Origin of the sequence: Pantoea sp. F_5, assembly GCF_008631595.1 — a bacterium.
GTDB lineage: Bacteria > Pseudomonadota > Gammaproteobacteria > Enterobacterales > Enterobacteriaceae > Pantoea > Pantoea gossypiicola.
On the sequence record NZ_VWUO01000023.1, the window covers coordinates 24609 to 43390 of the forward strand.

Below are 18782 nucleotides of genomic sequence, written 5' to 3' on the forward strand. Positions count from 1 at the left end.
CCATGAAACCATTTATCCCGTTTATTGTGCTGCTGCTGGCTGGCTGTAGCGTGGGTCCCGACTATCAGCGCCCGGCGGTGGCGATGCCGGTTCACTATAAAGAGGCCCGGGGCTGGCAGCAGGCGACGCCGCTGGATGCGCAAAGCAAAGGCGAATGGTGGTCGGTCTACCATGACGCCACGCTAGGCGGGCTGCTGAGCCAGGTGAGCGTATCGAATCAGAACGTGGCGACCTATGCCGCGCAGTACCGGCAGGCGCAGGCGCTGGCGGCGGAGTCTCGCGCGTCGCTGTTTCCTTCGCTGGGCTATGACAGCAGCGTGACGCGCAGCGGCAGCCATGTCACTGGCAGCAGTGTTCGCACCACCAGCAGCAGCCATCAGGCGGAGCTGAGTGCCAGCTGGGAGCTGGATCTGTGGGGCAAACTACGGCGCACGCTGGAGGAGAACCGCGCCAGCGCCTCGGCCAGCGCGGCAGAACTGGCCAACATCACCCTGAGCGCCCAGTCTGAGCTGGCGCAGGACTATTTCCAGCTGCGCATCATGGATCAGAAAATCGCGTGCTATCAGCAGAGCGTTGACGCGTATCAGCGCTACCTGAACGTCATCAACAGCCAGTATCAGGCGGGCACCGCATCGCGTGCGACGCTGGCACAGGCACAGCTGCAACTGGAGAGCGCCAGCGCCTCGGCGCAGGATTATCAGTGGCAGCGTGCGCAGATGGAGCACGCGATTGCGCTGCTGGTCGGCAAAGCCCCCGCTGACTTCAGCCTGCCCGCCGCACCGCTGACCGCCACGCTGCCCGCGATTCCGGCGAGTCTGCCGGGCGAGCTGTTGCAGCGCCGTCCCGACATTGCGTACGCCGAACGCAACATGGCCGCTGCCAATGCCGCCGTGGGTGTAGCGGTGGCCGGTTACTATCCCGACCTGACCCTGAGCGCCAGCGGGGGCGTCAGCGCTTCGGTGCTGCATTCGCTGTTCTCGCTACCGAACCGCGTCTGGTCACTGGGGCCTGAGCTGAGCGGCACGCTGTTTGACGCGGGCGCGACCTCTGCCAAAGTCGATCAGGCGCGGGCAGGCTGGGATGCCAGCGTCGCGACCTATCGTCAGACGGTGCTGTCTGCGATGCAGGAAGTGGAAGATAAGCTGGTGGAACTGAACACGCTGCAGGGCGAAATCGCCGCACAGCAGCGCGCCACCGATGCAGCACAGACCTCAGCGCGGGTGACGCGTCTGCAGTATGAGGCGGGCATGATTAACTACCTGGATGTGGCGACCACGGAGAACAGCAGCCTGAGTGCACAGCAGAGTTTGCTGACGCTGCAGAGCACACAGTGGGTCAGCAGCGTGGCGCTGATTGCCGCGCTCGGCGGTGGCTGGCAGGCCCCCTGAAGCTGCGTCAGATTGCCCATAATTTGGTTGTCGAACCGCGTCAAATCCTGCATCGTGAGGGCTATTTTTTACGATGCTAAGGAGCTGGCATGGCTTTCAAACTATTACGCCTGATATTTCGCCTGTTATGGCGGGTCGAACTGCGTGGCGACGTCGCCGGACTGCATAAGCAGAAGGTATTAATCACGCCGAACCATATGTCGTTTCTCGACGGCATGCTGCTGGCGCTGTTTTTACCGATTAAACCGGTGTTTGCCGTCTACTCGACCATCAGCGAAAGCTGGTTTATGCGTCTGATTAAACCCTTTATCGACTTTGTGCCGCTGGATCCGACCCGGCCTATGGCGCTGAAGCAGCTGGTACGGCTGATTGATACGGGCCGTCCGGTGGTCATCTTCCCGGAAGGAAGGATAACCGTGACCGGATCGCTGATGAAAATCTACAGCGGGGCCGGCTTTGTCGCCGCGCGCTCAGGCGCTAACGTGGTGCCGATGCGCATCGAAGGCGCAGAGTTCACGCCGTTCGGTCGTCTGGCTGGCGTGTTTAAACGTCGCCTGTTCCCGCGCATCACCCTGACCGTGCTGCCCGCGACCCGCATTCCGATGCCGGAGGCGAAACGGGCGCGCGACCGTCGCGTGCTGGCCGGTGAGCATCTGCATCACGTGATGATGGAAGCGCGCATGGCGGTGCGTCCGCGTGAAACCCTGTTTGAGGCGTTTCTGGCGGCGCGTACCCGTTATGGCGCGTTTAAGCGCTGCATCGAAGATGTCAATTTCAAGCCTGACAGCTACAACGGACTGCTGAAGAAGTCGCTGGGCGTGGGCCGTATTCTGGAGCGCTACAGCCAGCCGCGCGAAGTGGTGGGGCTGCTGCTGCCGAATACCACCGTGACAGCGGCGGCGATTTTCGGCGCTACGCTGCGCGGGCGCGTCCCGGCGATGCTCAACTACAGCGCGGGCGTTAACGGCATGCGGGCGGCGCTGACCGCCGCGCAGATCAAAACCGTCTTCACCTCACGGCAGTTCCTGGACAAAGGCAACCTGTGGCATCTGCCACAGGGGCTGGACGATGTGCAGTGGATTTACCTGGAAGATCTCAAAGATACCGTCACCGGCAAGGACAAGCTGTGGATCCTCGCCCATCTGCTGATGCCGCATCGTGCCCAGTTGCCTCAGCAGCCGGAAGATGCCGCCATGGTGCTGTTTACCTCCGGATCTGAAGGTAATCCTAAAGGCGTGGTGCATTCGCATAAAAGCCTGCTGGCGAATGTCGAACAGATCCGCACCATCGCCGACTTCACGCCGCGTGACCGCTTTATGTCGGCGCTGCCACTGTTCCATGCCTTTGGTCTCACCGTCGGGCTGTTCACGCCGCTGATGACCGGTGCCCAGGTCTTCCTCTATCCCAGTCCGCTGCACTATCGCATTGTGCCGGAGCTGGTTTATGACCGTAACTGCACCGTGCTGTTTGGCACCTCAACCTTCCTGGGCAACTACGCGCGCTTTGCCGCGCCCTATGATTTTGCGCGCCTGCGCTATGTGGTGGCGGGTGCGGAGAAGCTGCAGGAGAACACCCGTCAGCTCTACATGGAGAAGTATGGCATCCGTATTCTTGAGGGCTACGGCGTAACCGAGTGCGCGCCAGTTGTGGCAATCAATGTGCCGATGGCGGCGAAGGCGCACACCGTGGGACGCATTCTGCCGGGCATGGATTCACGGCTGATGTCGGTGCCGGGCATCGAGCAGGGCGGTCGGCTGCAGCTGCGCGGGCCGAACGTGATGAAAGGCTATCTACGGGTCGAAAATCCTGGTGTGCTGGAAGCACCGGTCGCTGACGATGGCGAAGGCAATATGGAAGCGGGCTGGTACGACACCGGTGATATCGTCAGCTTCGATGAAGGCGGCTTCTGCCAGATTCAGGGCCGTGCCAAACGCTTTGCAAAGATTGCCGGTGAGATGGTGTCGCTGGAGATCGTCGAGCAGATCGCCCTCAAAGCGTCGCCGGACAAACAGCACGCCGCCTCGCTGCGCCCGGATGGTCAGCGCGGTGAGGCACTGGTGCTGTTCACTACCGACGCTGAGCTGGCACGCGACAGACTGCAGAAGGCGGCCCGCGAGCTGGGTGCGCCAGAGCTGGCACTGCCGCGTGATATCCGTGTCATGAAGCAGCTGCCGCAGCTGGGCAGCGGTAAACCCGACTACGTCACGCTGAAAAAAATGGCGGAAGAGGAGCAGGCATGAGCCTTGATCGTAATGCGCCGCTGATGTCGCGCGGCATGATCGCCGTGATTATCGCTCAGTTCTTTTCGGCCTTTGGCGATAACGCGCTGCTGTTTGCCACGCTGGCGGTGCTGAAAAGTCAGTTCTATCCCGAGTGGAGCCAGCCGGTATTACAGATGCTGTTTGTCGCAGCCTACATTCTGCTGGCACCGTTTGTCGGTCAGGTGGCGGACAGCATGGCGAAAGGGCGGGTGATGATGCTCGCCAACAGTCTGAAGCTGCTGGGCGCGCTGGTGATCTGCTTCGGCTTCAATCCCTTCCTCGGCTACACCCTGGTGGGCGCGGGCGCAGCGGCCTACTCGCCAGCCAAATATGGCATCCTCGGTGAGATCACGCATGGCGAGAAGCTGGTAAAAGCCAACGGGCTGATGGAGGCCTCGACCATCGCCGCCATTCTGCTTGGCTCGGTGGCGGGCGGGATGCTGGCTGACTGGCATATTCTGGCAGCGCTGGGGATCTGTGCGCTGACCTACGGCATCGCCGTGGTCGCGAACCTGTTTATCCCGAAACTGCAGGCGGCACGTCCGGGGCAGAGCTGGCAGTTTGGCGAGATGACACGCAGCTTCTTCAGTGCCGCTGCGCTGCTGTGGCGTGATGCCGAAACGCGCTTCTCGCTGCTCGGCACCAGTCTGTTCTGGGGGGCAGGCGTGACGCTGCGTTTCCTGCTGGTGCTCTGGGTACCAGTGGCGCTGGGCATCAATGACAACACCACGCCAACCACGCTGAATGCGATGGTCGCGATCGGTATCGTGATTGGCGCGGCGGCGGCGGCAAAGCTGGTGACGCTGGAGACGGTACGCCGCTGCATGCCCGCGGGCGTCCTGATTGGCGTGATGGTCGTCGTCTTCTCGCTGCAGCATTCGCTGGTCAGCGCCTATCTCCTGCTGATGCTGATTGGTGCGCTGGGCGGTTTCTTTGTGGTGCCGCTGAATGCGCTGCTTCAGGCGCGGGGCAAAGAGAGCGTCGGTTCCGGCAACGCGATTGCGGTGCAGAATCTGGGTGAGAACAGCGCGATGCTGGTGATGCTGGGGCTCTATACGCTGGCGATCAAGGCGGGCGCACCGGCGGTGGCGACGGGCGTCGGTTTTGGCGTGCTGTTTGCGCTGGCGATTGCGGTTCTGTGGCTGTGGCGACCGGCTAAGCGTTAACGAATTCGCCGCCTCTCTCCGGCTTACGCGGGCAGAGGCGGCCTGAGCTTAACGACGGACGGCAATCGCTTCGATTTCGATCTTCACATCTTTTGGCAGACGCGCTACTTCAACACAGGAACGCGCCGGGAAGTCAGCCTCATGCTCGGTGAAAAACGCTTCATAGGTCGCGTTGACCGTGGCGAAATCATTCAGGTCCTTCACAAACACCGTGGTCTTCACGATGTCACCCACCTTCAGACCCGCGGCTTCAACAATCGCCTTCACATTTTCCAGCGACTGACGCGCCTGTGCGGCAATGTCATCTGCCACCTGGCCGGTCGCCGGATCGACCGGGATCTGACCTGAGGTAATGATCATGCTGCCCAGATCGACACCCTGAACATAGGGACCGATCGCGGCAGGGGCTTTCTCAGTACTGATTTCACGAGACATCATGGCTCCTTTGATTATGTCGTCAGGCGGCGATGCCGCCGGGGTTGCCCATTATAAGGTCGGGCAGGGCGATTACCAGTGACCCAGCACCACGTGGCGGGCGAACTCTTTCTCGCAATATTTGCACTTCAGATGCACATCGTCGGCACGCTGCTTCACGGCAAAGCTGGAGAAGACCGGCTCGCTGCGGCTGATGCAGTTGCTGTTCGGGCAGGTCAGCACCCGTTCGATGCGATCCGGCAGCGTCGGGGCGATCTTGGCCACCACCTCATAGTCGTCGATGCGGTTAACCGTGGCATCGGGCGCATAGACCGCCAGCTGATTCACCTGATCGTCGGTGAGAAAGGTGTTTTCAATCTTGATCAGATCTTTGCGGCCCATCTCGCCCGACGGCAGATTCAGGCCGATGGTGATGCGCTGGTCGGTTTCGGTCAGCCGGAACAGAGAGAGCAGCTTAAAGCCGATCTGTGCCGGAATGTGGTCGATGACCGTGCCGCGTTTGATCGCTTCGACCTGCAATTTGTTGTCCTGCGTCATGATGAGATCTCCTTACAGGGCGAGTTCGCTGTTTAAAACTAGTGCCAGCAGAGCCTGGCGTGCGTAGATGCCGTTACCCGCCTGCTGGAAATACCAGGCGTAAGGGGTGCTGTCGACATCGGTGGTGATTTCGTCGATGCGCGGCAGCGGGTGCAGCACTTTCATGTTGTCACGCGCCGTGGCGAGATCGGCGGCGCGGAGGATGAACTGCGCTTTGACGTTGGCATATTCAGACGGATCGAGCCGCTCTTTCTGCACCCGCGTCATGTAGAGGATATCGAGCTGCGGCATGACCTCTTCAAAGCTGTCGTGACGGGACCAGGGGATACTCTTCTCGTCCAGCATATCGGTGATATAAGCCGGCATCGCCAGCGCATCGGGCGCGATAAAGAAGAAGCGGTTGCCATCAAACTTCGCCAGCGCCTGGGTCAGGGAGTGCACGGTGCGGCCATACTTCAGGTCGCCCACCATCGCCACGTTCAGGTTATTCAGACGGCTCTGGGTCTCCTGGATGGTGAAGAGATCGAGCAGCGTCTGGGTCGGATGCTGGTTTGCGCCGTCACCTGCGTTGAGAATCGGAATGCCGCCGGAAAACTCGGTCGCCAGTCGCGCCGCGCCCTCCTGCGGATGGCGCATCACGATCGCATCGACGTAGGTGCCGATGACAGAAATGGTGTCGGCCAGCGTTTCGCCTTTTTTGCCCAGTGATGTGTTGCTGCCGTCCGCAAAGCCCACCGCTGACGCACCAAGACGATGAATCGCGGTTTCAAACGACAGGCGGGTACGGGTCGAGGCCTCAAAGAAGCAGCTGGCAATCACCTTGTGCTTCAGCAGTTCCGGCTGCGGATGGGCTTTCAGCGTAGCGGCGGTGTGCAGCGCCAGCTCCAGCTCTTCCCGACTGAGGTCGTTAATTGAAATGATGTGCTTGCGATATAGCGGGTTAGGCATAGCTCTCTCCTCTGCGCGGCCGGATTGCGGACAAAAAAAAGCCCCTGCTTAAGGGGCTTTTTTATGATCGGGTCGATGACCGAAAGAAACAGCAGCGCCGCCTGCGGTCAGGCGTGATTGAGCGTTAAATTGTCCGCTGTGCTGTCGCATATTTCCTCCGGCAAATTGGGCCGCATTATACCCGTTCGCGGTGGGGCGGCAAGAGGAAAACGTTTGCGCTGCGAGAGGGCCGTGGCGGCAGGTGGGCGACAACCTATGGCGTCAGCCCGCCTGCCGCCGGACGATCAGCGCTGACCCAGCGTGGCGACCATCACCGCTTTGATGGTGTGCATCCGGTTCTCGGCCTGGTCGAACACAATGCTGTGCGGCGACTCAAACACCTCGTTGCTCACTTCCATGCCGTTGGGCAGATCGTACTGCTCTGCCATCTGCTGGCCCAATGTAGTCTGGTCGTCGTGGAAAGCGGGCAGGCAGTGCAGGAATTTCACCTGTGGGTTGCCGGTCAGATCGAGCATCGCGCGGTTAACCTGATAGTCACGCAGCAGGGCGATACGCTCGGCCCAGACTTCTTTGGCTTCGCCCATCGACACCCAGACGTCGGTGTAGATAAAGTCAGCGTCTTTTACGCCATCAGCAATATCTTCGGTGAGAGTAATTTTACCGCCGGTCTGCTGCGCGGCGTCGCGGCACTGCGTCACCAGTTCGTCCTCTGGCCAGCAGCTCTTCGGTGCCACCAGACGCAGATCCAGACCGACCTGAGCGGCGGCTTCCAGCATGGTGTTACCCATGTTGTTGCGCGCATCGCCCACATAAACCAGCGTCATCTCGCTGAGCTTTTTGCCCGGCAGATGCTCCTGCATGGTCAGCAGGTCAGCCAGCAACTGGGTTGGGTGAAACTCGGTGGTCAGACCGTTCCACACCGGCACACCGGCATGTTCCGCCAGCGTCTCCACCAGCTCCTGACCGTAACCGCGATACTGAATGCCATCGTACATGCGGCCCAGCACCCGCGCGGTGTCGCGCATTGACTCTTTATGGCCGATCTGACTGCCACTCGGGCCGAGATAAGTGACGTTTGCACCCTGATCGTAAGCGGCAACTTCGAAAGAGCATCGGGTACGGGTCGAGTCTTTTTCGAAGATGAGCGCGATGTTTTTGCCTTTCAGATACTGCACTTCGCTGGCGCTTTTTTTCGCCTGTTTTAATTCAGCGGAAAGGGAAAGCAGGTGATCGATTTCGGCGGGGGTAAAATCCAGAAGCCTGAGGAAATGGCGCTGATACAGCTGACTCATACAACACTCCGGTAACCATCAAAATGAATTAAAATTCAATTTAACCGTATGAATATGCATTTTCAAGTCTGGAGCCAATAAACTTTTCGTTTTGTGTAGTGGCGCGACAGGCAGTGTGGGAAAATAATTGATTATTGCCGAACTCAGAGAGGACATTGTCATGGCATATGAAGCATTACTGGAAGAGCAGCAGGAAGAGACGCGGCAGATTATCGAAGAGCTGCTGGAGGATGGCAGCGATCCTGATGCGCTCTATACCATCGAGCATCATCTCTCATGCAATAATTTTGATTCACTGGAAAAAGCCGCGGTTGATGCGTTCAAGCTGGGTTATGAGGTGACTGAGCCGGAAGAGCTGGAGCTGGAAGATGGCACAACCGTGATGTGTGTCGACATCATCAGCGAATCTGCGCTGAAGCCTGAACTGATCGATGTGCAGGTTGAGCAGCTGGTGAACCTGATTGGTAAGTACAACGTCGACTACGACGGCTGGGGCACCTATTTCGAAGATCCTGATGCCGAAGATGAAGACGAAGATGACGACGCCATCGAAGATGAAGATGATGATGGTATTCGCCACTAAGTAGCCGGGGCGGAGAGTTCTCCGCCTGTCACTTCTGCCACCCCTGTTCTGACATCATGAATTACGCACCCTTACTCGAACCGATTTATCAGTTTCTGCACTGCCGTACGCCACAGGCCTGGATTGATGAGGCGCGGAAGCCGGAAAACCTGACCCTGCTGTTAACCGACCATCTGGTGTGCGAGTTGAAAGCCGCCCAGACAGCGGTGTGGCTGATCCGCAAATATGTCGCTGACAAACCCAGCGGCGATGCCATTCTGGCGTGGCTCAAGCCCTATGAAGATTTTATCTTCCGCGAAGATGGCGACAGCGACTTTATCAACGCCCATAAAAATCTGACGAAACGCATCATCGTGCGCAATGCGCTGCCGTGGGCGGATGAACTGGTGGAGAAGATGGTGCTGCTGATTAAAGAGGAGCTGCATCACTTCTATCAGGTGTGGGAAATTATGCAGTCGCGCGGGCTGGTCTATCAGAAGATCACCTCCAGCCGCTATGCCAAATCGCTGCTGCGTAAAGTGACCACCCATGAGCCGGAAACGCTGGTGGATAAGCTGATTTGTGGTGCCTACATTGAGGCGCGATCCTGCGAGCGTTTCGCCAGTCTGGCACCGTATCTTGATGATGAACTGGCGAAGTTCTATATTTCGCTGCTGCGCTCCGAGGCGCGGCATTATCAGGACTATCTGACCCTGGCGGCGCAGATTGCCGGTAAAGATATCACGCCGCGGGTGCAGGCGATTGGCGTGACAGAAGGGCGGTTAATCAGCGAACCGGACAACGAATTACGCTTTCACAGCGGCGTTCCGGCGTTCTGATTCGATCATATCAGCGGGGCTGTCTGCCCCGATTGTCACAGAAGTTTCAGCATGCGCACTTCGCAGTCGACATGGCCGGTGCAGCCCATCGCGCCGTCGATATGCTCAAAGCCCAGCGACTCATAGAGTTTAATGGCCCGCGTCAGGCTGGCGGTCGTTTCAAGGTAGCAGCGACGGAAGCCGTGGCTGCGTGCATGCTCCATCGCCCGCAGCGCCAGTTCGCGCGCCAGACCCTGACCTCGCACCGCAGGCAGAAAGTACATCTTTTGCAGTTCGCAGATATCGGGCGCGCTGCAGGCGAGAGGCGCCACGCCTCCGCCACCCACGACCTTGCCCTGATACTCCACAATCCAGTAGGCGCTCTGATCGGCACTGTAGAGCTCAAACAGCTGGTCGAGCTGGGGATCGGAGACGGTATAGCCCTTGTCAGCCGTCAGGCCGAACTCCGCAGAAACATCACGGATCACCTGGGCAATATGCGGATTATCGGCGGCCGTAATTGGCCGCACCTGGAGGTGTTGAGAGTCAGAAATCATGTTGGGATTGAGTTATGCGAATCGGTTAAACATTTACCACAAGTAACATTATCGTCATCTAAAAGCAATATTCACCACAGGGCAAGGAGCCACACGTTATGTTTTTTAAATTCAATCTAAAAATCATCAAAGATCTTTCCTTACTTTTTATTATAATGGGGTTTATGAATGTATGGGGTTATTTTAAATGGATTGGTAGGGTTGATGTATTTCCTCTTATTATAAATAATGTAACTGGTGTGATTGCCATTCTGATAACTTCTCTTTTCTTTTTTGGCGTATTTTCAATTGTCTTGCTAGTTCCGTCAGTGCTTTGTTCACTTTCCGGCATGCAAAATAGTAAAGGGAATCGATTCAATAGGAAATATAACGAAGGCTGCTGTGCCATAACTGCTTTAACTGCGGTTGTTACTGCCTTTACATTATTGTTATTCGAGGTTATGTCTTATTCATGGTGGCTTTTAATAACGACTACTGCTGCAGCGTCACTGATACATGTTATATTTAATTATTTTCTTAATGGTAAAAGACAAGAAAACCGACGTAAAGCTCTATCTCGGTTAGAGGTAATAAAAATTAAATTCATTGAAGAATCTATTATAAAAAAAATGAAATTTACGATGCTATATATTAGGCTTAGCGCTGTTTTTGTTAATGCATGCTACATCTTATATTCTCTCCTGGTTGCTATAATATCAATACTCCCACTTGCATATTTATTACAGGGCGGTGTTTATTTTTCAGAAAGCGGTTCGTTGACTGAGTATTTTATATTTTTAGTGTTGTATTTATTGCTTTTTATGCCTGTTTTACTTTCACTTGTGATGTATAAAAAGAAAGTACACCACGGCATAAAACCCGTTATGGCTCTTTCTCCAGCAATAGTAATTGCAATCTTCGCCATGTTTTCTGTTCAGCTTATACAGATTAATCAACGATCAATTGAAATAGTTGGAATGGCTTCATGGCACGAAAGGGCCTTTGCTTTCAAATCTGAAATTTTCCCTGCGCATTATTTTCCACAGGATATTTGGGGTGCGAGTAAGGTCTCTGGCTCAGACCGTATTATTGAGGGCGTAGAACTTTTCTCAAATGGAGAAACTCATCTCATCTGCCCAAAAAATATTAAGATGCTAAGAGAGTTAGCGTTGAAAAAAAATGCCTTTGCCTGGCAGGTGGATGAAAAAGCCAAGAAGAAGTTAACTGACATGAGCCAGTATTGTTTATTAGCGAAAAGCGAGCAGGTTAGAACAGGTGCTGTATTTTCCTCATTATTTGAAACTCAAAAGCACTAAATATTTCCCCTTAAGAGTCGTTTATAAATAAAAAACCCCGCGCCAGAGCGCAGGGTTTTTTCAGAGCAGCGAATCAATCAGAGCGCCGCAATGACCGCCTGCTGTTCAATCAGTTTTGCTTTTGATTGTTGCAGGTCTGCCACGCGCTCGCGCTCTTTCGCAACGACGGCTTCCGGCGCACGTGACACAAAGCCTTCATTCGCCAGCTTAGTCTCGATCCTTTCGATTTCCACATCCAGCTTAACCAGCTCTTTCGCCAGACGCTCCAGCTCAGCGGTTTTGTCGACCAGATCCGCCATCGGGATCAGCAGCTCTGCGCCTTCCACAATTTTGGTCACCGAAACCGGACCTTTCTCGCCTGCCGGCAGAATGGTCAGGCTTTCCAGACGCGCCAGGCGCGACAGGAAGTTACGGTTCTCTTCAACGCGGCGCTGGGCAGCCGGTGAGCAGTCACGCAGCAGCACATCCAGCGGCTTGCTCGGCGCAATGTTCATCTCCGCACGGATATTACGCACGGCAACGATCGCCTGCTTCATCCACTCGATATCGGCTTTCGCTTCCGCATCTTCTTTCGCCGCATCGTACTGCGGGAAAGGCTGCAGCATGATGGTGTCGTCGCTGATATTTTTCAGCCCCTTCACGCGCTGCCAGATGGTTTCAGTGATAAACGGAATAATCGGGTGCGCCAGACGCAGCAGCGCTTCCAGCACGTGAACCAGCGTATGACGGGTGCCGCGCAGCTCCGCTTCGCTGCCACTGTTCATCACCGGCTTGGTCAGCTCCAGATACCAGTCACAGAACTGGTTCCAGGTGAAGTCATACAGAATGTTCGCAGCGATATCGAAACGGTAGCTGTCCAGTGCTTCACGGTAGGCTTTCACCGTATGGTTGAACTCGGTCAAAATCCAGCGATCCGCCAGCGACAGCATCATGTCGCCGCCGTTCTGTCCGCAATCCTGGTCTTCGGTGTTCATCAGCACAAAGCGGCTGGCGTTCCACAGCTTGTTACAGAAGTTGCGATACCCTTCCAGGCGCTTCATGTCCCAGTTGATGTCGCGACCGGTTGAGGCCAGTGCCGCCAGCGTAAAGCGCAGCGCATCGGTGCCTGATGGCTCGATGCCGTTCGGGAACTGCTTCTCGGTACGTTTGCGGATCTTCTCGGCCAGCTGCGGCTGCATCATGTTACCGGTACGTTTTTCCAGCAGCGCTTCCAGCGAGATGCCGTCGACCATATCCAGCGGGTCAATCACATTGCCCTTGGATTTTGACATCTTCTGGCCTTCTTCATCGCGGATCAGACCGGTCATGTAGACGGTTTTGAACGGCACCTGCGGTTTGCCATTTTCATCTTTGATGAAGTGCATGGTCAGCATGATCATGCGGGCAATCCAGAAGAAGATGATGTCGAAGCCGCTGACCAGCACGCTGGTTGGATGGAAGGTGCGCAGCGCTTCGGTATTCTCCGGCCAGCCCAGGGTGGAGAAGGTCCACAGACCTGAGGAGAACCAGGTGTCCAGCACGTCATCATCCTGACGCAGCGCCACATCGGCGGCCAGGTTGTTTTCCGCGCGCACTTCCTCTTCGGTACGGCCAACGTAGACGTTACCGTTGTTGTCATACCACGCCGGAATGCGGTGACCCCACCAGAGCTGACGGGAAATACACCAGTCCTGAATATCGCGCATCCAGGAGAAGTACATGTTTTCGTACTGCTTCGGCACGAACTGGATGTCGCCATTCTCAACGGCTTCAACCGCCACTTTCGCCAGCGGCGCGGTACGCACATACCACTGGTCCGTCAGCATCGGCTCGATCACCACGCCGCCACGGTCACCGTAAGGTACGGTCAGGTCGTGCGGTTTGATCTCGTCAAGCAGGCCCAGCTCATCGACAGCGGCAACAATCGCTTTACGCGCGGCAAAGCGTTCCATGTTCTGGAAAGCCGCCGGGATCTCATCGGAACAGGCATCGCTGGCTTCGCCGTTGGTGTCATACACCTGGGCGCGGTCGCGGATATCACCGTCGAAGGTGAGGATGTTGATCATTGGCAGCTTGTGACGACGGCCGACTTCGTAGTCGTTGAAGTCATGCGCCGGAGTGATCTTGACGCAGCCGGTGCCTTTTTCCATGTCGGCGTGTTCGTCGCCCACAATAGGAATCAGACGACCAACCAGCGGCAGCATCACGAATTTGCCAATCAGATCTTTATAACGTGGATCTTCCGGGTTGACCGCCACGCCGGTATCGCCCAGCAGGGTTTCCGGACGGGTGGTCGCGACCACCAGGTAATCTTTACCGTCGGCGGTTTTTGCGCCATCAGCCAGTGGATAGCGGATATGCCACATGGAGCCTTTGCTCTCGCGGTTTTCCACTTCCAGATCGGAGATCGCGGTGCGCAGCTTAGGATCCCAGTTCACCAGACGTTTGCCACGGTAGATCAGGTTCTCTTTGTAGAGGCGAACAAACACCTCTTTTACGGCGTTGGAAAGGCCGTCGTCCATCGTGAAGCGCTCGCGCTCCCAGTCGACGGAGTTACCCAGGCGGCGCATCTGACGGGTAATAGTGCCGCCGGACTCCGCTTTCCACTGCCAGATTTTCTCGATGAACGCATCGCGGCCATAGTCCTGACGCGTTTTGCCCTCTTCAGCCGCAATTTTGCGCTCAACCACCATCTGCGTAGCGATGCCCGCGTGGTCAGTACCCGCCTGCCACAGGGTATTTTTCCCCTGCATGCGCTGGTAACGGATCATGGTGTCCATGATGGTTTGCTGGAAGGCGTGACCCATGTGCAAGCTACCGGTGACGTTCGGCGGCGGGATCATGATGCAAAAGCTTTCCTGGCTGGTATCGCCATTCGGTTTGAAGTAGCCCTGCTTTTCCCAATGCTCGTAAAGCGGCTGCTCGATATCTTGCGGGTTATATGTCTTTTCCATTTCTGCTATGTCGTTTGCGGCTGTGGTGGCGCTGCCGTATTCAATTGGAATCCAACGCTGCGATACGCTTTGTAGCGGTCGCGCGCCAGTTGTTTGAGAGCGTCCTCGTAAGGAACGAAGTCTATCACTTCATGGAAAGCAGTAGCAAAATCTGCGAAGTGGGGCAGCAGGCTAATCAGCAGGTCGCGCTGTGAACTGCCGCGACGCTGTGGCCAGGCCAGCTCAACCGGCGCACCGTAGCGCGGGCCTTCACCCGCCAGGTTGTGCGGCACGAAGGCGTTTGCCGGTCGTTGCCACAGCGCTTCGTCAAGACGAATGGCCTGTTGTTCATCTTCGCAGGCGATCAACACCCGCTTTCCGGCCCGCCAGCGTGTTTCCGCCAGATTACACACCAGCGCTTCAACGGCGCTCAGGCCATCGCTCGGGGCATCGGTTTCCAGCACGTAGAAGGTTGCGTTTTTCATCGGTTAGCTCATCAGAAGATCAAGGGCGGATTCACATCCGCCCCTGCTGTCAGAAAAGAGGGCGCTTAGTCGTCGCCGTTCAATCCTGCCCGATTCAACAGAAACTGCGACAGCATCGGCACCGGACGTCCGGTGGCACCTTTGGCCTTGCCGGAACGCCAGGCGGTACCGGCGATATCCAGGTGCGCCCAGTTATATTTGCGGGCAAAGCGTGCCAGGAAGCAGGCGGCGGTAATCGCGCCGCCAGGACGGCCACCGATGTTGCCCATATCGGCAAAGTTGGACTCCAGCTGCTCCTGGAACTCATCCGCCATCGGCAGACGCCAGGCGCGGTCGCCTGACTGCTCCGAGGCGCTGATCAGCTCATGCGCCAGCGGATTGTGGTTCGACAGCAAACCGCTGATGTGATGGCCCAGCGCAATCACGCAGGCTCCGGTCAGCGTTGCCACGTCAATGACCACTTCCGGGTCGAAGCGTTCCACGTAGGTCAGCGCATCGCACAGCACCAGACGGCCTTCGGCGTCAGTGTTCAGTACTTCAACTGTCTGGCCAGACATGGTGGTCAGCACGTCGCCCGGACGCATTGAGCGGCCATCCGGCATGTTTTCACAGCCCGCCAGCACGCCCACCACGTTCAGCGGCAGATTCAGCTCTGCCACCATACGCATCACGCCATAGACGGCAGCCGCGCCGCACATGTCATATTTCATTTCGTCCATGCTGTCGGCAGGTTTGATGGAGATGCCGCCGGAGTCAAAGGTCAGCCCTTTACCCACCAGCACAATCGGGCGCGCTTCAGCATCCGGATTGCCTTTGTATTCAATCACCGACATCAGCGATTCGTTCTGCGAACCGGCACCGACAGCGAGATAGGCGTTCATGCCCAGCTCTTTCATCTGCTGTTCGCCGATCACGCGAGTAGTGACATTTTTGCTGAAGGCATCAGCCAGCTGGCGCGCCTGTGACGCGAGATAGGCGGCATTACAGATGTTTGGCGGCATATTGCCGAGATCTTTAGCGGCTTTCATGCCGGCAGCGACCGCTAATCCATGCTGGATAGCGCGTTCGCCGCTGGTCAGCTCACGGCGGGTCGGCACGTTAAATACCAGCTTGCGCAGTGGACGACGCGGCTCGGCTTTATTACTTTTCAGCTGATCAAAGTTGTAGAGCGCCTCTTTTGAGGTCTCCACGGCCTGACGCACTTTCCAGTAGGTATTGCGGCCTTTGACATGCAGCTCGGTCAGGAAGCAGACCGCTTCCATAGAGCCGGTATCGTTCAGCGTATTAATGGTTTTCTGAATGACCTGCTTGTACTGGCGTTCATCCAGCTCACGCTCTTTACCGCAGCCAATCAGCAGAATACGCTCGGACAGGATATTTGGCACATGATGCAGCAGCAGTGTCTGGCCCACTTTTCCTTCCAGCTCGCCGCGGCGCAGCAGGGCACTGATGTAGCCGTCGCTGATTTTATCCAGCTGCTCGGCAATCGGTGACAGACGACGCGGTTCGAAAACGCCAACGACAATGCAGGCACTGCGCTGTTTTTCCGGGCTTCCGCTTTTTACACTGAACTCCATGCACTCTCCTGAATCTTAAAGACAACGGCCGCTGCTGCCGCTAGAATGTAGCGCGCTCATGACCCATTTATTCATCGTCGCAGCATGACATTCTGCCGCTGGAGGTCATAATGAATCAGGGTGACAAGATGTTGTTTTTTCACCACCCGGACGCGTTTTTCATACAAATTTAGCTACGGCGACGGCCATTGATGAAGAAAAATGGCTGATAAGCGTTGAAACTAGCGATTTTCCTGCAAAAAGACAAGTTTTCACAGGCGTACTAAGCGTGATCATCATTAGATATCTGGTTCGGGAAACGCTCAAAAGCCAGCTGGCTATCCTGTTTATCCTGCTACTCATCTTCTTTTGCCAGAAGTTAGTCAGGATCCTGGGAGCCGCGGTGGATGGCGAAGTGCCGACAAACCTCGTTCTGACCTTGTTGGGACTCGGTGTGCCTCAAATGGCACAACTTATACTGCCCTTAAGTCTGTTTCTGGCGATCCTGATGACGCTGGGGCGTCTCTACACGGAAAGTGAAATTACCGTGATGCACGCCTGCGGCCTGAGTAAGGCCGTCCTGGTAAAGGCGGCGATGGTACTGATGCTGTTTACCTCGATAGTGGCGGCGGTGAACGTCATCTGGCTGGGGCCGTGGTCATCCCGCTATCAGGATGAGGTGACGCAGAACGCCAAAGCGAACCCAGGTGCTGCAGCGATGGCTGCCGGACAGTTCCAGACCTCCAGCGACGGCAGTGCCGTGCTGTTTGTGGAGGATGTGAAGGGCAATAATTTCGGTAACGTGTTCCTGGCGCAGTTACGGCCAAAAGGCAATGCGCGTCCTTCGGTGGTGCTGGCAGACAGCGGTCACATGGAGCAGCATAAAGATGGCTCGCAGGTGGTGACGCTGGATAAAGGCACCCGCTTTGAGGGCACGGCGCTGCTGCGTGATTTCCGTATTACCGACTTCACCAACTATCAGGCCATCGTGGGATATAAAGCGGCAACGCTCGATCCTAACGATGCAGAGCAGGCCAGCATGACTGACCTGCTCGCGAATAAGACACCGGATTTCCAGGCCGAGCTGCACTGGCGTCTGACGCTGGTGTTTGCGGTGCTGGTAATGGCGCTGATGGTGGTGCCGCTCAGCGTAGTGAACCCGCGTCAGGGGCGCGTGCTGTCGATGCTGCCCGCCATGCTGCTCTATCTGATCTTCTTCCTGTTGCAGAGCTCGCTGAAGTCGAGCGGGGCGAAAGGGCGGCTCGATCCGGCACTCTGGATGTGGGTGGTGAATATCAGTTATCTGGTGCTGGCGGTGCTCCTTAACCTGTGGGATACGGTGCCGATGCGTCGGATTCGCGCCCGCTTTACCCGCGGAGGGTCGGTCTGATGTTTCGCGTACTTGACCGCTATATCGGTAAAACCATCTTCAATACCATCATGCTGACGCTGTTCATGCTGGTGTCGCTTTCTGGCATCATCAAGTTCGTCGATCAGCTGCGTAAAACCGGTCAGGGCAGCTATAGCGCCCTGAGTGCCGGTTATTACACCCTGCTGAGCGTGCCGAAAGATATTGAAATTTTCTTCCCGATGGCGGCCCTGCTGGGCGCGCTGCTGGGACTGGGCGCGCTGGCGCAGCGCAGTGAGCTGGTGGTGATGCAGGCGGCGGGCTTTACCCGCATGCAGGTGGCGCTGTCCGTGATGAAAACGGCGATCCCGCTGGTGCTGCTGACCATGGCGATTGGTGAGTTTGTTGCGCCATCGGGCGAGCAGATGGCGCGTAATTATCGGGCGCAGCAGCTCTATGGCGGCGCACTGGTCTCAACGCAGAATGGTCTGTGGGCAAAAGATGGCAATAACTTCATCTATATTGAGCGCATCAAAGGCGACAACGAAATTGATGGGGTGAGCATCTATAACTTTAACGATCAGCGTCGTCTGCAGAGCGTGCGTTACGCGGCGACGGCGACCTGGGATGCGGCTAAGAAGCGCTGGATGCTGTCACAGGTCGATGAGTCAAATCTGACCGATCCGAAGCAGATTACCGGTTCACAGAGTCTGAGTGGCGAATGGAAAACCAATCTGACGCCGGACAAGCTGGGGGTGGTGGCGCTGGATCCGGACGCATTGTCGATTCGCGGTCTGCACAGCTACAGCAAGTATCTGAAGCAGAGCGGCCAGGAAGCGGGACGTTATCAGCTGAATATGTGGAGCAAGATTTTCCAGCCGCTGTCGGTGGCGGTGATGATGCTGATGGCGCTGTCGTTTATCTTCGGTCCGCTGCGTAGCGTGTCGATGGGAGTGCGTGTCGTAACCGGTATCAGCTTCGGCTTCCTGTTCTACGTGCTGGACCAGATTTTCGGTCCGCTGAGCCTGGTTTACGGCTTGCCGCCGATTCTGGGGGCGATTCTGCCGAGCTTTGCGTTCTTCGCGATCAGTCTGTTTATGCTGATTAAGCGGCGCTAAGCGCAATGAATGCAGTAAAAGAAAAGGCCGCGCAAGCGGCCTTTTTTGCGACCCGTGTAAGGCTCAGGGAGCCTGCGCTTTCCACAACGACGCTACCCATGCCC

Annotated in this window: 16 protein-coding genes; 8 read left to right on the forward strand and 8 right to left on the reverse strand. The window is 56.7% G+C overall.

The genetic code is table 11. From position 1 onward, the window contains the following. The first annotated feature begins 2 nt into the window (after positions 1-2). From F3I44_RS21265 to lplT, 3 genes are all read left to right on the forward strand, one after another. On the forward strand, positions 3-1388 hold the full coding sequence (locus tag F3I44_RS21265; protein WP_150015648.1) for an efflux transporter outer membrane subunit: 1386 nt from the start codon (positions 3-5) through the stop codon (positions 1386-1388). Between the two features lie 89 nt (positions 1389-1477). Then, the gene (aas, locus tag F3I44_RS21270; protein WP_150015649.1) at positions 1478-3628 is read left to right on the forward strand and encodes a bifunctional acyl-ACP--phospholipid O-acyltransferase/long-chain-fatty-acid--ACP ligase; all 2151 of its coding nucleotides are present in this window, start codon (positions 1478-1480) and stop codon (positions 3626-3628) included. Next, positions 3625-4815: a lysophospholipid transporter LplT gene (lplT, locus tag F3I44_RS21275; RefSeq protein ID WP_150015650.1), complete on the forward strand. Its 1191-nt coding sequence runs from the start codon at positions 3625-3627 to the stop codon at positions 4813-4815. Before aas ends, lplT begins: the two co-directional genes overlap by 4 nt. A 48-nt stretch (positions 4816-4863) precedes the next feature. Here the strand turns inward: lplT and ridA are convergent, their stop codons facing one another. The 4 genes from ridA to argF form a co-directional block, all read right to left on the reverse strand. Further along, positions 4864-5250, reverse strand: coding sequence for a 2-iminobutanoate/2-iminopropanoate deaminase (ridA, locus tag F3I44_RS21280; protein WP_033731344.1), 387 nt, complete (start codon positions 5248-5250; stop codon positions 4864-4866). Between the two features lie 72 nt (positions 5251-5322). Then, positions 5323-5787, reverse strand: coding sequence for an aspartate carbamoyltransferase regulatory subunit (gene pyrI / locus F3I44_RS21285; protein WP_150015651.1), 465 nt, complete (start codon positions 5785-5787; stop codon positions 5323-5325). A 12-nt stretch (positions 5788-5799) separates the two neighbouring features. Next, positions 5800-6735, reverse strand: a complete 936-nt coding sequence (gene pyrB, locus F3I44_RS21290) for an aspartate carbamoyltransferase (RefSeq protein WP_150015652.1) — start codon at positions 6733-6735, stop codon at positions 5800-5802. Positions 6736-7019: 284 nt separating this feature from the next. After that, the gene (argF, locus tag F3I44_RS21295) at positions 7020-8027 is read right to left on the reverse strand and encodes an ornithine carbamoyltransferase (RefSeq protein ID WP_150015653.1); all 1008 of its coding nucleotides are present in this window, start codon (positions 8025-8027) and stop codon (positions 7020-7022) included. Between the two features lie 160 nt (positions 8028-8187). Between argF and rraB the strand changes: the two genes are divergently transcribed. Together rraB and F3I44_RS21305 are read left to right on the forward strand one after the other, a co-directional pair. Beyond that, positions 8188-8610, forward strand: a complete 423-nt coding sequence (gene rraB / locus F3I44_RS21300; RefSeq protein WP_013359940.1) for a ribonuclease E inhibitor RraB — start codon at positions 8188-8190, stop codon at positions 8608-8610. A gap of 56 nt (positions 8611-8666) precedes the next feature. Then, a complete protein-coding gene (locus tag F3I44_RS21305) occupies positions 8667-9428 on the forward strand; it encodes a tRNA-(ms[2]io[6]A)-hydroxylase (RefSeq protein ID WP_150015654.1) in 762 nt (253 codons plus the stop codon). Between the two features lie 35 nt (positions 9429-9463). On the opposite strand, the gene F3I44_RS21310 is transcribed toward F3I44_RS21305, so the two are convergent. Further along, entirely contained in the window at positions 9464-9964 is a 501-nt protein-coding gene (locus F3I44_RS21310) for a GNAT family N-acetyltransferase (RefSeq protein ID WP_150015655.1), read from the reverse strand. A 98-nt stretch (positions 9965-10062) separates the two neighbouring features. On the opposite strand from F3I44_RS21310, the gene F3I44_RS21315 reads away from it, so the two are divergent. After that, a complete protein-coding gene (locus F3I44_RS21315; RefSeq protein WP_150015656.1) occupies positions 10063-11259 on the forward strand; it encodes a hypothetical protein in 1197 nt (398 codons plus the stop codon). Between the two features lie 77 nt (positions 11260-11336). Here F3I44_RS21315 and F3I44_RS21320 read toward each other — a convergent pair whose 3' ends face one another. From F3I44_RS21320 to pepA, 3 genes are all read right to left on the reverse strand, one after another. Continuing rightward, positions 11337-14192, reverse strand: a complete 2856-nt coding sequence (locus F3I44_RS21320) for a valine--tRNA ligase (protein WP_150015883.1) — start codon at positions 14190-14192, stop codon at positions 11337-11339. A 5-nt stretch (positions 14193-14197) separates the two neighbouring features. Continuing rightward, positions 14198-14656, reverse strand: coding sequence for a DNA polymerase III subunit chi (locus F3I44_RS21325; protein WP_090963995.1), 459 nt, complete (start codon positions 14654-14656; stop codon positions 14198-14200). Positions 14657-14721: 65 nt separating this feature from the next. Further along, positions 14722-16233 carry a leucyl aminopeptidase gene (gene pepA / locus F3I44_RS21330; RefSeq protein WP_009092357.1) on the reverse strand — a complete coding sequence of 504 codons (1512 nt, stop codon included), beginning with the start codon at positions 16231-16233 and terminating at the stop codon, positions 14722-14724. A gap of 268 nt (positions 16234-16501) precedes the next feature. Here pepA and lptF point away from each other — a divergent pair, with 268 nt between their 5' ends. Beyond that, positions 16502-17602: an LPS export ABC transporter permease LptF gene (lptF, locus tag F3I44_RS21335; RefSeq protein WP_150015882.1), complete on the forward strand. Its 1101-nt coding sequence runs from the start codon at positions 16502-16504 to the stop codon at positions 17600-17602. Next, positions 17602-18678, forward strand: a complete 1077-nt coding sequence (gene lptG, locus F3I44_RS21340; protein WP_033731354.1) for an LPS export ABC transporter permease LptG — start codon at positions 17602-17604, stop codon at positions 18676-18678. Before lptF ends, lptG begins: the two co-directional genes overlap by 1 nt. The last annotated feature ends 104 nt before the right edge of the window (positions 18679-18782 follow it).